17 protein-coding genes are annotated in these 15,105 nt (G+C 63.7%); 8 read left to right on the top strand and 9 right to left on the bottom strand.

Annotated elements, in window-relative coordinates; translation table 11 throughout:
• Positions 1-36 precede the first annotated feature (36 nt).
• From DCO48_RS09315 to DCO48_RS09290, 6 genes are all read right to left on the bottom strand, one after another.
• Positions 37-1,461: an amino acid permease gene (locus tag DCO48_RS09315; protein ID WP_116550317.1), complete on the bottom strand. Its 1,425-nt coding sequence runs from the start codon at positions 1,459-1,461 to the stop codon at positions 37-39.
• Between the two features lie 648 nt (positions 1,462-2,109).
• Complete coding sequence (gene rluB / locus DCO48_RS09310; RefSeq protein ID WP_116550316.1) at positions 2,110-3,165, bottom strand: 23S rRNA pseudouridine(2605) synthase RluB; 1,056 nt, start codon at positions 3,163-3,165, stop codon at positions 2,110-2,112.
• A 153-nt stretch (positions 3,166-3,318) separates the two neighbouring features.
• Entirely contained in the window at positions 3,319-4,095 is a 777-nt protein-coding gene (gene scpB / locus DCO48_RS09305) for an SMC-Scp complex subunit ScpB (RefSeq protein WP_116550315.1), read from the bottom strand.
• Between the two features lie 17 nt (positions 4,096-4,112).
• Positions 4,113-4,811 (bottom strand): ScpA family protein, encoded by a 699-nt coding sequence (locus tag DCO48_RS09300; RefSeq protein WP_165840757.1) that lies wholly within the window; start codon positions 4,809-4,811, stop codon positions 4,113-4,115.
• Between the two features lie 128 nt (positions 4,812-4,939).
• Complete coding sequence (locus tag DCO48_RS09295) at positions 4,940-5,569, bottom strand: L-threonylcarbamoyladenylate synthase (RefSeq protein ID WP_116550313.1); 630 nt, start codon at positions 5,567-5,569, stop codon at positions 4,940-4,942.
• Positions 5,570-5,582: 13 nt separating this feature from the next.
• The gene (locus tag DCO48_RS09290) at positions 5,583-6,446 is read right to left on the bottom strand and encodes a PHP domain-containing protein (protein WP_116550312.1); all 864 of its coding nucleotides are present in this window, start codon (positions 6,444-6,446) and stop codon (positions 5,583-5,585) included.
• Positions 6,447-6,512: 66 nt separating this feature from the next.
• Between DCO48_RS09290 and DCO48_RS09285 the strand changes: the two genes are divergently transcribed.
• The 6 genes from DCO48_RS09285 to DCO48_RS09260 all read left to right on the top strand — a co-directional run bounded on the left by DCO48_RS09285 (position 6,513) and on the right by DCO48_RS09260 (position 10,597).
• Positions 6,513-7,109 (top strand): septation protein A, encoded by a 597-nt coding sequence (locus DCO48_RS09285; protein ID WP_116550311.1) that lies wholly within the window; start codon positions 6,513-6,515, stop codon positions 7,107-7,109.
• Between the two features lies 1 nt (position 7,110).
• A complete protein-coding gene (locus DCO48_RS09280; RefSeq protein ID WP_116550310.1) occupies positions 7,111-7,410 on the top strand; it encodes a YciI family protein in 300 nt (99 codons plus the stop codon).
• A 123-nt stretch (positions 7,411-7,533) separates the two neighbouring features.
• Positions 7,534-7,935: a translation initiation factor 2 gene (locus DCO48_RS09275; RefSeq protein ID WP_116550309.1), complete on the top strand. Its 402-nt coding sequence runs from the start codon at positions 7,534-7,536 to the stop codon at positions 7,933-7,935.
• Between the two features lie 7 nt (positions 7,936-7,942).
• Complete coding sequence (locus DCO48_RS09270; RefSeq protein ID WP_116550308.1) at positions 7,943-8,620, top strand: response regulator transcription factor; 678 nt, start codon at positions 7,943-7,945, stop codon at positions 8,618-8,620.
• A gap of 170 nt (positions 8,621-8,790) precedes the next feature.
• Positions 8,791-9,204, top strand: coding sequence for a Spy/CpxP family protein refolding chaperone (locus DCO48_RS09265; protein WP_116550307.1), 414 nt, complete (start codon positions 8,791-8,793; stop codon positions 9,202-9,204).
• A 58-nt stretch (positions 9,205-9,262) separates the two neighbouring features.
• Entirely contained in the window at positions 9,263-10,597 is a 1,335-nt protein-coding gene (locus tag DCO48_RS09260) for a HAMP domain-containing sensor histidine kinase (RefSeq protein WP_116550306.1), read from the top strand.
• A 69-nt stretch (positions 10,598-10,666) separates the two neighbouring features.
• Here the strand turns inward: DCO48_RS09260 and DCO48_RS09255 are convergent, their stop codons facing one another.
• Complete coding sequence (locus DCO48_RS09255; RefSeq protein WP_116550305.1) at positions 10,667-11,221, bottom strand: nitroreductase family protein; 555 nt, start codon at positions 11,219-11,221, stop codon at positions 10,667-10,669.
• A 100-nt stretch (positions 11,222-11,321) separates the two neighbouring features.
• Between DCO48_RS09255 and DCO48_RS09250 the strand changes: the two genes are divergently transcribed.
• Complete coding sequence (locus tag DCO48_RS09250; RefSeq protein WP_116550304.1) at positions 11,322-12,776, top strand: TrkH family potassium uptake protein; 1,455 nt, start codon at positions 11,322-11,324, stop codon at positions 12,774-12,776.
• On the opposite strand, the gene DCO48_RS09245 is transcribed toward DCO48_RS09250, so the two are convergent.
• The gene (locus DCO48_RS09245) at positions 12,733-13,815 is read right to left on the bottom strand and encodes an AraC family transcriptional regulator (RefSeq protein WP_116550303.1); all 1,083 of its coding nucleotides are present in this window, start codon (positions 13,813-13,815) and stop codon (positions 12,733-12,735) included. The two genes, DCO48_RS09250 and DCO48_RS09245, sit on opposite strands and share 44 nt — an antisense overlap.
• Before the next feature lie 142 nt (positions 13,816-13,957).
• Here DCO48_RS09245 and DCO48_RS09240 point away from each other — a divergent pair, with 142 nt between their 5' ends.
• Positions 13,958-14,269: a DUF962 domain-containing protein gene (locus DCO48_RS09240; protein ID WP_116550302.1), complete on the top strand. Its 312-nt coding sequence runs from the start codon at positions 13,958-13,960 to the stop codon at positions 14,267-14,269.
• A gap of 25 nt (positions 14,270-14,294) precedes the next feature.
• Here the strand turns inward: DCO48_RS09240 and DCO48_RS09235 are convergent, their stop codons facing one another.
• The gene (locus tag DCO48_RS09235) at positions 14,295-15,101 is read right to left on the bottom strand and encodes a UDP-2,3-diacylglucosamine diphosphatase (protein ID WP_116550301.1); all 807 of its coding nucleotides are present in this window, start codon (positions 15,099-15,101) and stop codon (positions 14,295-14,297) included.
• Positions 15,102-15,105 lie beyond the last annotated feature (4 nt).

Genomic DNA, 15,105 nt, shown 5'->3' with positions numbered 1-15,105 from the left:
GGCACTGGGCCGGGCTTTTCGTGGTGACGCCAAGCCTTACTTGGCCGTTGCGCCGACGCCCGGCGCCAGGCCATTGGCGACAGTGCGCTTGCTCTTGAGCTGGTAGCACACCCACATCACCACGACCCACACCGGAATCGCGTACACCGAAACGCGGATGCCATCCATCAATAGCATGATGCCCAGGATAAACACCACGAAGGCCAGGCACAGGAAGTTGCCGTACGGGTACCACAGGGCCTTGAACAGCGAGGTCTGGCCAGTGCGGTCCATGTGCTGACGGAACTTGAAGTGCGAGAAGCTGATCATCGCCCAGTTGATCACCAGGGTCGCGACCACCAGCGACATCAGCAGCTCCAGCGCGCTGTGCGGCATCAGGTAGTTGAGCAGCACAGCCACCACGGTCACCGCGGCCGAGGCCAGGATCGAACGCACCGGCACGCCGCGCTTGTCGATCTTCGCCAGGCTCTTCGGCGCATCGCCCTGTTCGGCCATGCCATAGAGCATACGGGCGTTGCAGTAGGTGCCGCTGTTGTACACCGAGAGTGCCGCGGTCAGGACCACGAAGTTCAGGATATGCGCAGCAGTATTGCTACCGAGCAGCGAGAACACCTGCACGAACGGGCTGGCGCTGTAGGCGTCGCCGCCGGAGGTCAGGCTGGTAACCAGGCTGTCCCATGGGGTCAGCGACAGCAGTACGACCAGGGCGCCGATGTAGAAGATCAGGATGCGGTAGATGACCTGGTTGATCGCTTTCGGGATCACGGTTTTTGGCTTGTCGGCTTCAGCGGCGGTGAAACCGAGCATTTCCAGGCCGCCGAAGCTGAACATGATCACCGCCATGGCCATGACCAGGCCGCTGACACCGTGCGGGAAGAAGCCGCCGTGCGCCCACAGGTTGCTTACCGAGGCTTCCGGGCCGCCGCTGCCGCTGACCAGCATGTAGCTGCCCAGGCCGATCATGCCGACAATCGCCAGGACCTTGATGATGGCGAACCAGAACTCGGCTTCGCCGAAGACTTTGACGTTGGCCAGGTTGATTGCGTTGATCAGCAGGAAGAAGGCTGCCGCCGAGACCCAGGTAGGGATTTCCGGCCACCAGTAGTGGACATACTTGCCGACGGCGGTCAGCTCCGACATGCCGACCAGAATGTACAGGATCCAGCAGTTCCAGCCCGACAGGAAACCGGCGAAACCGCCCCAGTACTTGTGGGCGAAGTGGCTGAAGGAACCGGCAACCGGCTCTTCGACGATCATTTCGCCGAGCTGGCGCATGATCAGGAAGGCGATGAAACCGCAGATGGCGTAGCCGAGGATCATCGACGGCCCGGCCGATTGCAGCACGCCGGCCGAACCCAGGAACAGGCCGGTACCGATGGCACCGCCCAGCGCGATCAGCTGGATGTGACGGTTTTTCAGGCCGCGCTTGAGCTCACCTGAATGCGAGTTTTGTCCACTCATGAACGAAGTCACCTGTTTGTTTTTATCTGTGACGGAATCGGACCCACCGCGCTCGTGGCGCAGCGGAATTAACAAGGTGGTTGCCTTGGGAGTCTTGGACTAGAGCTGTTCAGCTCGGGCGGGAACCCGGACGGATCAGCCTGGCGTCAGCAAGGTTGCGCGGTACGCATTAGGGTCACAGTTAAAACGCGGCGCATTGTATACCCTTGCTTTGACGCAGGGGTCAACACGTTGCGTAACTGTCTGACGACGAGACGCAGCGATCCGGCGGGAGAGATGAAGCCTGGGGACGTGTACGGCGTGCATGGCGCCTCCATTTGTTCTTATGTTTTACCTGGCTCTGCGGCCGGGCTGTGCACGATGGCAATGGGCACATATCACCGTTGTCTGCGGGCTGGAGCAAGGCCTTGACGTGAGCGTAAAGCAGTTCGCCGACGGGGTTTCGGCAAGGTTTGTTTACGCGGACTGCGGCGCTGAGGATTTGACTGGCAATTGCGCGGGAATTTGTAACGATATTTTTACAATGCGGTGTAAATGCTTTACAACCCTTGATCTAGAGCGTCTGCTATGGCCTCATCGCGGGACGAGCACCGAACGCCAGACCAAAAAAAGCCACCCCGAAGGATGGCCTTTTCACACTCACACCACTCAGTCAGCCTTTGGCGGCTTGCCACGGCTGCTACCCGGGCGCTTCGGCGCCGGACGGCGTTGCTTCATGTCGCTCGGACGCTCGGCGACCGTGCTGCGCCCTTTACGGCCGGCAGCGCCTTCATCGCGCGGCTGACGCGCCGGGCGCTCGCTCGCACCCTCCTTCGCCGGACGCAACGAACGCACGCGCTCGCCACGGCCAATCGGCTTGGACGACTTGCGCTGCATACGCTCGGCCTTTTCCTTGTCCTTGCCCTTGACCGCTGGCAACGCGACCGGGGCCAGGCCCACTTCGCCGGCGAGGATGTTGACTTCGCCCTGGCTCATTTCGCGCCAGCGGCCCATCGGCAGGTCGGAATTGAGGAACACCGGGCCGAAACGCACGCGCTTCAGGCGGCTGACCACCAACCCCTGGGATTCCCACAGGCGGCGAACTTCACGGTTGCGCCCTTCCATCACCACGCAGTGATACCAGTGGTTGAAACCTTCACCGCCAGGCGCTTCCTGGATATCGGTGAAACGCGCCGGGCCGTCTTCGAGCACAACGCCAGCCTTGAGGCGGGCAATCATGTCTTCGTCGACTTCACCGCGGACACGTACGGCGTACTCGCGGTCCATTTCCGACGACGGGTGCATCAGGCGGTTGGCCAGCTCACCGTCGGTGGTGAACATCAGCAGGCCGGTGGTATTGATGTCGAGACGGCCGACGTTGATCCAGCGGCCTTCTTTCGGCCGTGGCAGGCGGTCGAACACGGTCGGGCGGCCTTCCGGGTCGTCACGGGTGCAGATCTCGCCATCAGGCTTGTTGTACATGATCACGCGGCGTACGGTTTCGGCGGCTTCTTCGCGCTTGATCAGGCGACCGTCGACGGAAATCGCATCGTGCATGTCGACGCGCTGACCGAGGGTAGCGGCAACGCCGTTGACCTTGATCCGGCCTTCGCCGATCCAGGCTTCAACGTCGCGACGCGAGCCGACGCCAATGCGCGCCAGGACTTTTTGAAGTTTTTCGCCAGCGGGGCGTGGCGGGGTGTCTTGCAGGTCTTGCTCACTCATCTGGGCACCTCCCGGTGTAAGTAGTGTTTGAATTCGGGTTTCTGGCGAACGGGCGCCAAAAAGGTCGCAAATCATACGCTGAACGCGCCATGAACGCACCACAGACTAGTCGATATTCCTCGGCGCAACGGGTTTTTCTGCCCGAAGGCCGGCTCAGTCGCGCGGCACCGCCGGCAACGCTTCAAGGTCTTCGTCGTCGGTGCTGACCTCTGGCGTGTCCGGCAGCAGATCGTCGAAGTCGATCTTCAAGCCCTCCTCCATCGAGTCCAGCTCCACCAGCAGGCTGCGGAAGCTGGTCTCCTCGACCACTGGCGGTTCTTCGGCGCTTGCATCGGCCAGCGCCTGCAGGTGCGCCGGCACCGGCGCATCGTCCAGCTCCAGCAGCGGCTCGGGCTCCATTTCGCGCAGTTCGGCCAGCGACGGCAGGTCGTCGAGGTTCTTCAGGTTGAAGTGGTCGAGAAACGCCTTGGTGGTGGCGAACATCGCCGGCCTGCCGGGGACTTCGCGGTAGCCGACGATGCGCACCCACTCGCGCTCGAGCAGGGTCTTGATGATGTTGGTGTTCACCGCCACGCCGCGCACATCCTCGATCTCGCCACGGGTAATGGGCTGGCGGTAGGCAATCAGCGCCAGGGTTTCGAGCAAGGCCCGGGAGTAGCGCTGCGGGCGCTCTTCCCACAAGCGGCCGACCCAGGGCGCGTAGTCTTCGCGAATCTGCAGGCGATAACCCGAGGCGACTTCCTTCAGTTCGAAGGCACGCCCCGCGCAGGACTTGCGCAGCAGTTCAAGGGCCTTCTTGAATACCGCCGCTTCCGGGCGCTCGGCTTCCTCGAACAGTTCGAAAAGGCGCTCCAGCGATTGCGGTTTACCCGAGGCCAGCAGAAAGGCCTCCAGCAGGGGCGCGAGGTCGCGCGGATCGGTCAGGTTCATCGATGGGCTCGTGGAGGTTACTCGGCGCGGGCGCGCACGTGGATCGGGGCAAACGGCTCATTTTGCACCAATTCCACCAGCGATTCCTTGACCAGCTCAAGAATCGCCATAAAGGTCACCACCACGCCGAGCTTGCCTTCTTCGGCCGTAAACAGCTCGACGAAGGGCACGAAACCGCCACCCTTGAGCCGTTCCAGCACCTCGCTCATGCGTTCGCGGGTCGACAGCGCCTCGCGACTGACCTGATGGCTTTCGAACAGATCGCCACGGCGCATCACTTCGGCCATCGACAGCAGCACTTCTTCCAGGCTGACATCCGGCAACAGCTTGCGCGCCTTGGCCTGCGGCGCGTCGAGGCGCGGCACGATGATTTCCCGGCCAACCCGGCTGAGGCCGTCGATGCCTTCGGCAGCGGCCTTGAAGCGCTCATATTCCTGCAGGCGACGGATCAGTTCGGCACGCGGATCGTCCTCTTCCGCCTCGACCTCGGCGGAGCGCGGCAAGAGCATGCGCGACTTGATCTCGGCGAGCATGGCGGCCATCACCAGGTACTCGGCGGCCAGTTCCAGGCGCACTTCCTTCATCAGCTCGACGTAGCCCATGTACTGCCGGGTAATTTCCGCCACGGGAATGTCGAGGATGTCGACGTTCTGCTTGCGGATCAGGTACAGCAGCAGGTCGAGCGGGCCTTCGAAGGCTTCGAGAAAGACTTCCAGCGCATCCGGCGGGATGTACAGGTCCACCGGCATTTCGGTGAGCGCCTGACCGTAGACCAGCACCAGCGGCAGTTCCTGCTGGGCACCGGCCTGGGGATCGACAACCGCTTCGACGCTTGACGCCTGGCTCACGCTTCGACCATGAACGGGGCCGGATCGCCACAACCGACGCGGATCACCTCGGGCTCGTCGCCCGACAGGTCGATCACAGTGGAGGCCTTGAGATCGCCGAAACCGCCGTCGATGATCAGGTCTACGTGATGCTCCAGAGCCTGGCGGATCTCATAGGGATCGGTCATCGGCTCGGTTTCGCCGGGCATGATCAGGCTCACGCTCATCAGCGGCTCGCCGAGTTCCTCCAGCAGGGCCAGGGCAATCGGGTTGGACGGCACGCGCAGGCCAATGGTACGGCGCTTGTCGTGCAGCAACAGGCGTGGCACTTCGCGGGTGGCGTTGAGGACGAAGGTATAGGGGCCGGGCACATGGGCCTTGAGCAGACGGAAGTTGGCCGTGTCGATCTTGGCGAACAGGCCCATCTGCGACAGGTCGCAGCACAGCAGGGTGAAGTTGTGGTTCTTGTCCAACTGCCGCAGGCGGCGAACCCGCTCGACGGCGTTCTTGTCACCGATCTGGCAACCCATGGCGTAGGCCGAGTCGGTGGGGTAGACCACCACCCCGCCCTTGCGGATGATTTCGACCGCCTGTTTGATCAGGCGCGCTTGCGGGTTCTCCGCATGAATCTGGAAAAATTGACTCACTTGTCCTTCCTGTTCAGACGGCCGCGATAGGCTGCTCATGTTTGAACCGACGCCACAGCGGCGGCAGATCCTCCGGCAGAGGTCGGTGCACCCCGATCTCGGACCAGGTGCCCGGGCCATGAAAATCGCTGCCGGCACTGGCCAGCAGGCCAAATTCGCGGGCCAGGATCGACATCGTGCCGACCTGCTCGGCCGGCATCATGCCATTGACCACTTCCAACGCCTGCCCGCCCGCTTGAATATAGTCGGCAATCAGCCGACGGCGCTTGCTGCGGGTGAAATCATAGTGCATCGGGTGCGCCAGGCTGACCCAGGCGCCGGCACTGCGCAGGGTCTGGACGGTGTCTTCGAGCGTCGGCCAGTGCAGTTTCACATCGCCCAGCTTGCCGGCGCCGAGCCACTTGCGAAACGCCTCGGCGCGGTCCTTGACGTGGCCGGCCTGGATCAGGAAGTCGGCGAAATGCGGCCGCGCCGGCGCGTTGCCGCTGTCGCCCAGGGCTTGCTGGATCGCCCGCGCGCCGTCCAGCGCCCCGGGCATGCCCTTGGCCGCCAGGCGCCGGCCGATTTCCTCGGCCCGCAACCAGCGCCCTTCGTGCAGCGACTGGACCGCGGCGACCAACGGGGGTGCGTCGAGGGCGAAATCGTAGCCAAGAATATGGATGGTGGCACCGGCCCAGGTGCAGGACAGTTCGACCCCGCTGACCCAGCGCATGCCCAGCACCTGGGCCGCTGCGCGGGCCTCGGACAGGCCGTCGAGGGTATCGTGGTCGGTCAGCGACAGCAGCTGCACGCCGCGCTCATGAGCACGCGCAACCAGCGCCGTAGGCGTCAAAGAGCCATCGGAGGCGGTGCTGTGGCAGTGCAGATCAACATTCATAGGTGACGCTTTCGCTCTCATTGATGTTTGTTATTATGCCGGCACATCCTGCTTCTGGCTGCCACTGTGAAACAATTCATCGATTTCATCCCGCTGTTGCTGTTCTTCATCGTTTACAAACTCGACCCGCGCACCGTCGACGTTGCCGGCCAGTCCTTCACCTTCGGCGGCATCTACAGCGCTACGGCGATGCTGATTGCCAGCTCGCTGGTGGTCTATGGCGCGCTGTTCATTCGTCAGCGGCGCCTGGAAAAAGGCCAATGGCTGACCTTGGTCGCCTGCCTGGTGTTCGGCGGCCTGACCCTGGCCTTCCACAGCGAAACCTTCCTCAAATGGAAAGCCCCGGTGGTCAACTGGCTGTTCGCCCTGGCCTTCACCGGTAGCCACTTCATTGGCGACCGGGTGTTGATCAAGCGCATCATGGGCCACGCCCTGAGCCTGCCGGACGCGGTCTGGACGCGCCTGAACATCGCCTGGATCGGCTTCTTCCTGTTCTGCGGCGCGGCCAATCTGTTCGTCGCGTTCACCTTCCAGGACTTCTGGGTCGACTTCAAGGTATTCGGCAGCCTCGGCATGACCGTGCTGTTCCTCGTCGCCCAGGGTGTCTACCTGTCGCGCCACCTGCACGACAGCGACCCGACCACCCCAAAAACCGAGGACTGACATGCTCTACGCAATCATCGCCACCGACGTTGCCAATTCCCTGGACGCGCGCCTGGCCGCCCGCCCGGCGCATCTGGAGCGCCTGCAGCAACTCAAGGCCGAAGGCCGCGTGGTGCTGGCCGGTCCGCACCCGGCCATCGACAGCAACGACCCGGGTGCCGCCGGTTTCAGCGGTAGCCTGATCGTCGCCGAGTTCGACTCGCTGAACGCCGCCCAGGCCTGGGCCGACGCCGACCCGTACATCGCTGCGGGCGTTTATGCCAACGTGATCGTCAAGCCGTTCAAGCAAGTCCTGCCGTAACCTGCAACAAGGGCGCACCGGGCAAAACCGGGGCGCCTTTCGCCGTTTTCACACCTTGTTGCTCATTATTCCTGCCTGGCTGCCGACATTCTCCTGAATACTCGTTTGGAATCAGGAGTTCCGATGCGTCAAGGTCCGTTGTCCATGCTGCTGTGCCTGTTGCTGCTGACCCCGCTGGCCCAGGCTGAAGAGCCCCAGGCGAGTACCCCGCTGTCGTTGAGCGCCGGGAGTCAGATCACCGAACTGCAACAGCGACTGAAAGAAAGCGAAACCCAGCGCGAAGCGCTGAGCCAGCAACTGCAAAATGCCGACAGCGAGCGCGAGAGCGCCCAGCTGACCCGTTTGCGCCAGGAGAACCAGCGCCTCAAGCTGCAACTCAAGGAAGCCCAGGCCAGTGGCCTGCCACGCCTGCTGACCGATCAGCAGCAGTGGTTCCTGATTGGTGGCGGGGTTGCCCTGTTGGCGGCGGTGTGCGGTATCTTAGCCAGCGGCACCTTCAGACGGCGCCGCCAATGGTTGAATTGAGTGAGACATGAGCGAGCTGTTACTGATTGATGACGACCAGGAACTCTGCGAACTGCTCGGCAGTTGGCTGAGCCAGGAAGGTTTCCAGGTACGCGCCTGCCACGATGGCGAGAGTGCCCGCCAGGCCTTGGCCAGCAGTACTCCTGCGGCCGTCGTGCTGGACGTGATGCTGCCCGACGGCAGCGGCCTTGAGCTGCTCAAGCAGTTGCGCAGCGAGCATGCCGAGTTGCCGGTGCTGATGCTCTCGGCACGTGGCGAACCGCTGGACCGGATTCTCGGCCTGGAGCTGGGCGCCGATGATTACCTGGCCAAGCCGTGCGACCCGCGCGAGCTGACCGCGCGCTTGCGCGCGGTGCTGCGCCGCAGCCACCCGGCGCCAGCGCCAACCCAGGTGGAAGTCGGCGACCTGAGCTTCAGCCCGACCCGCAGCGTGGTCGACATCGATGGTCGCGAGCTGACCCTGACCCTGTCCGAGAGTCGCATTCTCGACGCATTGCTGCGCCAGCCCGGCGAACCGCTGGACAAGCAGGAACTGGCGCAAATTGCCCTGGGCCGCAAGTTGACCCTGTATGACCGCAGCCTGGACATGCACGTGAGCAACCTGCGCAAAAAGATCGGCCCGCACCCGGATGGCCGCCCGCGCATCGTCGCGCTGCGCAGCCGTGGTTACTACTACAGCCTCTGAGTCAATACGGGGAGATCGGTGGGGTTTGTGGGAGCGGCCGCCGGAAAGGTTTGTCAGCCCTTCCCCCCACCCTCTTTACCCAAGCTTTACCCTTGCCTGACGGCCCTTGACCTTGCGCTCCCTAAACTGGGCACATCCGGTAACGACCGGCCCCTGAAAGGAGAGAGACCATGCGCAAGACCCTTATCGCCCTGATGTTCGCTGCCGCCCTGCCGACGGTTGCCATGGCCATGCCTGACGGCGGCCCGCGCCACGGCGAGCACCACCGCGGTGACGCGCCTTTCGCCCAACTGGACCTGACCCGCGAACAGCGCCAGCAGATCGGCAAGCTGATGGGCGAGCAGATGAAGAGCCGTCACGAGATCACCGAGCGCTACCTGGCCAAGCTGCCCGCCGCCGATCAGAAAGCCATGAACGACGAGATCAAGGCCAAGCATGACAAATCCCAGGCCGAGATTCGCGCGCTGCTCAAGCCGGAACAGCAGAAACAGTTCGACGAACTGGCGAAGCAACGCGAAGAACGCCGTGCCGAATGGGCCGAGTTCAAAGCCTGGAAAGCTGAAAAAGCCACCAAGGCCCAGTAAGCTGTCCTTCTCCCGCCCGGCCTGCCAGCGCAGGCCGGGCTTCTTGGCTTCGAGGTAAATGCCCTTGCGTTCACTGTTCTGGCGCATCCTGGCCAGTTTCTGGCTGGCCATCGCCCTGGTCGCCGGGCTGTCGATCCTGCTCGGGCACATGCTCAACCAGGATGCCTGGATCCTCAGCCGTCATCCGGGCCTCAATACCCTGGCTAAAAACTGGACGCAGCGTTACGAAGAGCAAGGTCCGGAAGCTGCCCAGCGTTACCTGGAACTGCGCAAGCGGCGCTACAACATCGACGTGCAGGTGCTCAACGACAGCGGCGAAGCGGTGGTCCCGGGCACCTTTCCGCGCCGTGCGGCGGCCTTCGAAGCGCGCCGGCACAACGACGACCGGCAATTGCCGTGGCGACGCCTGACCGAGGAATACACCAGCCCCAAGACCCGCGACACGTACCTGCTGATCTATCGCATCCCACACCCGGAACTCGACGCCTGGCATCGTGAAAGCCTGCTCTGGCCGTTGAGCGCGCTCGGCATCGCCCTCGTGGTGCTGACCGTTTTCAGCCTGTTCGTCACCCTGTCGATCACCCGCCCGCTGAGCCGCCTGCGGGGGGCGGTGCATGACCTGGGGCAAACCAGTTATCAACAGAACAGCCTGGCCCGCCTGGCCAACCGTCGCGACGAATTCGGCGTGCTGGCCAATGACTTCAACCGCATGGGTGCGCGGTTGCAGAGCCTGATTGGCAGCCAGCGCCAACTGCTGCGCGATGTCTCGCACGAACTGCGCTCGCCATTGGCGCGCTTGCGCATTGCCCTGGCCCTGGCCGAGCGCGCCGCGCCGGAGCAGCGCGACGCGTACTGGCCGCGGCTAACCCGTGAGTGCGATCGACTGGAGGCGTTGATCAGCGAGATTCTGGTACTGGCACGGGTCGACGCCGAACAGGCACATGCCGAGCCGGTGGACGTGAACGCGGTGCTTGCGGCGGTGTGCAAGGACGCCCAGTTAAGTGCGCCGGAGCAGCCGCTAGTACTGCGCGATACGCCGGGGTTGCATCTGCAGGGCTGGCCGACCTTGCTTGAGCGGGCGCTGGACAACCTGCTGCGCAACGCCTTGCGCTTCAGCCCGGCGGGGCAGCCGATCGAAATTACCGCGAGCCAGGACAGCGAGCGCATTGTGCTGAGCGTGCGCGACCATGGTCCGGGGGTGGCGGCGGAACACCTGGCACAGTTGGGTGAACCGTTCTACCGGGCACCGGGACAGAGCGCGCCAGGACATGGCCTGGGTTTGGCGATCGCCCGCCGCGCGGCGGAGCGCCACGGCGGCAGCCTGGTGCTGGAGAACCATCCGCAGGGCGGGTTTGTGGCGATGCTGGAGTTGCCGTTGGTGCCGAGCGCCTGAACCCCAGGAACACCAACACCTGTAGGCGCTGGCTTGCCTGCGCCTACCAGTGCGCATCCAGGCCCGGACTCAACCCCAAGCTTTCACGAATTCCTCAGTCGCCAACACCGGCGCCTGGCGCGGTTCGTTCACTGGCGTGCCAACGTAGAGGAAGCCGATCACCTCCTCGCCCGCCGCCAACCCCAGGCCCTCGGCCACCTGCCGGGTGTACGACAGCTCGCCTGTGCGCCACACCGCGCCGATACCCTGTGCATGCGCCGCAATCAAAATACCGTGCGCCGCACACCCGGCCGCAATCAGTTGCTCGGCCTTCGGCACCTTGAAGTGCTCCTGCAAACGCGCAATCACCACGATCAGCAACGGCGCGCGCAGCGGCATCGCCCGCGCCTTGTCCAGCGCCGCCTGGCTGGCATCGCCCTTGGCCTGCGCCGCCGCTACCAGCAACTCACCGAGTTTTTCCCGCGCCGCGCCCTCGATGGTGAGGAACCGCCAGGGCCGCAGCTGACCATGGTCCGGCGCGCGCAAGGCGGCCTGGAACAGCGCTTCGCGCTGCGCGGCATTCGGTGCCGGCTCCACCAAGCGTGGAACGGAAACACGGTTGAGCAACGCGTCGAGAGCCTCCATCGGCTACCCCTTGTCGAGAAATGTGCAGCTATTCTAGCGTTTACTTAGAGAGGTCCATAGGTAGAATGGCGCCCTTCCGTTTCGAGTCAGAGCAGATCACATGGCGTTGCCGACCTTAAGGATCATTGGTTTCATCATCGGCATCTTCCTGATCACCCTGGCGATCAGCATGGTCGTGCCCATGGCCACGCTGGTCATCTACGAACGCACCGACGACATGCCGTCGTTCCTCTGGTCGAGCCTGATCACCTTCATTGGCGGCCTGGCCCTGGTCATTCCAGGGCGCCCCGAACACGTGCACCTGCGCCCGCGCGACATGTACCTGCTCACTGTCAGCAGTTGGCTGGTGGTGTGCATCTTCGCGGCCCTGCCGTTCCTGCTGACCCAGCACATCAGCTACACCGATGCCTTCTTCGAAAGCATGTCCGGCATCACCGCCACCGGCGCCACCGTGCTCAGCGGCCTGGACAACATGTCGCCGGGGATCCTCATGTGGCGCTCGCTGCTGCACTGGCTCGGCGGCATCGGCTTCATCGGCATGGCGGTGGCCATTCTGCCGCTGCTGCGCATCGGTGGCATGCGCCTGTTCCAGACCGAATCCTCGGACCGCTCGGAAAAGGTCATGCCACGCTCGCACATGGTCGCCAAGTCGATCGTGGCGGTCTATGTCGGCATTACCGCGCTCGGCGGGCTGGCCTTCTGGCTGGCCGGCATGAGCGTGTTCGACGCGATCAACCACGCCATGTCGGCGATCTCCACCGGCGGCTTCTCCACCTCCGACCTGAGCCTGGCCAAGTGGGACCAGCCGGCTGTGCACTGGGTTGCCGTGGTGGTGATGATCTGCGGCAGCATACCGTTCACCCTCTACGTGGCGACCCTTCGCGGTAACCGCCGCGCGCTGATCAAGGACCAGCAAGTACAGGGTCTGCTCGGCCTGCTGGTAGTGACCTGGCTGGTGCTTGGTACCTGGTACTGGGCCACCACCAACCTGCACTGGCTGGATGCCCTGCGCCATGTGGCGCTGAACGTCACCTCGGTGGTTACCACCACCGGCTTTGCCCTCGGCGACTACAGCCTGTGGGGCAACTTCTCGCTGATGCTGTTCTTCTACCTGGGCTTCATTGGCGGTTGCTCGGGCTCGACTGCCGGCGGGATCAAGATCTTCCGCTTCCAGGTCGCCTACATCCTGCTCAAGGCCAGCTTGAACCAGCTGATTCACCCACGTGCCGTGATCAAGCAAAAGTACAACGGGCACCGGCTTGACGAAGAGATCGTGCGCTCGATCCTGACCTTCTCGTTCTTCTTTGCCATCACCATCTGCGGTATCGCCCTGTTGCTGTCGTTGCTTGGTGTGGACTGGATGACTGCACTGACCGGCGCCGCCAGCACCGTGTCGGGCGTCGGCCCAGGGCTGGGCGAGACCATCGGCCCGGCCGGCAACTTTGCCAGCCTGCCGGATGCCGCGAAGTGGATTCTGGCCGGCGGCATGCTGCTCGGCCGGCTGGAGATCATTACCGTGCTGGTGCTATGTATGCCGGCGTTCTGGCGTCACTGAGGTCGACCGGCGCCACCCTGGCGTCGCGTTGCGGCTCGCTCATCCGCGTCCGGTATTCACCGGGCGTCACGTCGAACCAGCGGCGGAACGCCCGAAAGAAGTTGCTCGGGTCGGCAAACCCCAGCAGGTAGGCGGTTTCCAGCAGGGTCATGTTCGGCTGCGCCAGGTACTGCTCGGCCAGCTCGCGGCGGGTGTCATCGAGCAGGATCTGGAAGCTGGTGCCCTCCTCCTGCAAGCGGCGCTGCAAGGTGCGCTGCGACAGGTGCAGGGCCTGAGCGATGGTCTCGCGCTTGGGCTCGCCCTGCGGCAGCACCCGGCACAGCACCTGGCGGGCGCGGTGGGTCACCCGGCTTTCGGAAAAGCGCGCCAGGTACTCCCCGGCAAAGCGGTCGTGCAAGGTGGCCATGGCCTCGTTGGCGGTCGGCAACGGCGCTTCCATGTCGGCCCGCTCGAACACCAGCGCATCGTGCGCGGCGCCAAACACCAGCGGGGCATGGAAAGCGACCTTGTAGGGTTCCGGGTCGGCCGGTTGCGGGCCTTGAATCAGCACCCGCCGTGGCTGGATAACCCGCCCGCTCAGCCAACTGCACAGCGCCAGGGCGCAGGCCAGCGAGGCCTCCGAACTGTGTCGGGTGGGTGGCAGGTGGTCGCCATGCACGGTAAGAATCAGCGAGTAGCCTTCTGCGCCCAGGCGAAAGCTCAGGTCGGAGCTTTCGGCGATGATCCGCTGATAGCGCACCAGGCGCTCGAAACCTTCGGCCAGGGTGCGGCTCGACATCAGTGCATAGCCGACCACATGAAACGACGCTGGACGCACCACCCGCGCCATGTTCAGGCCGATGGCACGGTTGCCCGAGAGTTCCTCGGCGCGCAGCCAGAGGCGGGTCATCGAGTCCTGGGTGAAGCGGGCATCGGGGTCATCCAGCGCGGCGAAGTCCAGCCCAAGCTGCTGAAACAGGGCACGGCAGTCGAGCCCCTCCAGTTCAAGTGCCTTGACGATCCCCGAAGCCCAGCTTGCAGATGTGGTTCGTTCGCTCATGGCGGCTTCTTCATGGGTAGAACGCGAAGGATACTAAAGTGGCGCCTATTGTCACTGGCCGATCCTGACACCCAACTCTAGACTGAGATCAGGCTCCACGCCGTGCGTGTTCGTCATTTCCGTCAAATCAGGGAGCAACGCAGTGACCAGCCCCCCACATTTCAACAGTTTTGCCGAGTTCTACCCCTACTACCTCGGTGAGCACAGTAACCCCACCTGCCGGCGCCTGCACTTCATCGGAACCAGCCTGGTCATCGCCCTGCTCGCCTATACCGTCGCCAGCGCCAGCTGGGGCGTGCTAATCGCCCTGCCGTTTGCCGGCTACGGGTTCGCCTGGGTCGGGCATTTCTTCTTCGAGAAAAACCGCCCGGCCACCTTCAAGCATCCGCTGTACAGCCTGATCGGCGATTTCGCCATGTACCGCGACATGCTCCGCGGCAAGGTGGCGTTCTAGGCTTGCCAAGGGCGGTGTGGATCAATCAGTAGGCCGCCTCGGCGGCGGCCGGGGTACCGCGCAACTGTGCTTCGGCCAGGCGAAACAGCTCGATATGGCCGTCCCAGTGTTCGATCAGCGCCGTGCAGGACTCCACCCAGTCCCCGCAATTGAGGTAGTCCACTTCGCCAACCTTGCGGATCTCGGCATGGTGGATGTGCCCGCACACCACGCCGTGGTAGCCCTGCCTGACGCATTCGTGGGCGATGGCTTCCTCGAAGTCGCTGATGAAGTTCACCGCGCTCTTGACCTTGTGCTTGAGGTACGCCGACAGCGACCAGTAGCCATAGCCGTAGCGGGCCCGCCAGTAGTTGAGCCAGCGGTTGAGGGTAAGGGTGAGCGCGTAGGCCGAGTCGCCGAGGAAGGCCAGCCAGCGGTGATAGCGGGTGATCACGTCGAACTGGTCGCCATGGATCACCAACAGGCGACGACCGTCGGCGGTGAGGTGTTCGGCCTGGTCGACCAACTGGATATTGCCCAGTACCAGCTTGGAATAGCGGCGCAGGAATTCATCGTGGTTGCCGGTGACGTAGATCACCTCGGTACCGCGCTTGCTCATGGTCAGCAAGCGGCGGATAACGTTGCTGTGCGCTTGAGGCCAGTACATACCACCGCGTAGCTTCCAGCCGTCGATGATGTCGCCGACCAGGTAAATGCGATCGGCCTGGTAGCCCTTGAGAAACTGCGAGAGGTGCTCGGCCTGGCAATCGCGGGTGCCCAGGTGCACGTCGGAGATCCACAGGGTACGTACACGCTGCTTGCGCGAGGGTTTGACAAGCTCGGCATGGGTCATCGGC

This window comes from Pseudomonas sp. SDI, from assembly GCF_003105155.1.
GTDB lineage: Bacteria > Pseudomonadota > Gammaproteobacteria > Pseudomonadales > Pseudomonadaceae > Aquipseudomonas.
Note: the sequence above shows the minus strand (reverse complement) of the source record. Positions and strands in the feature narration are given on the sequence as shown.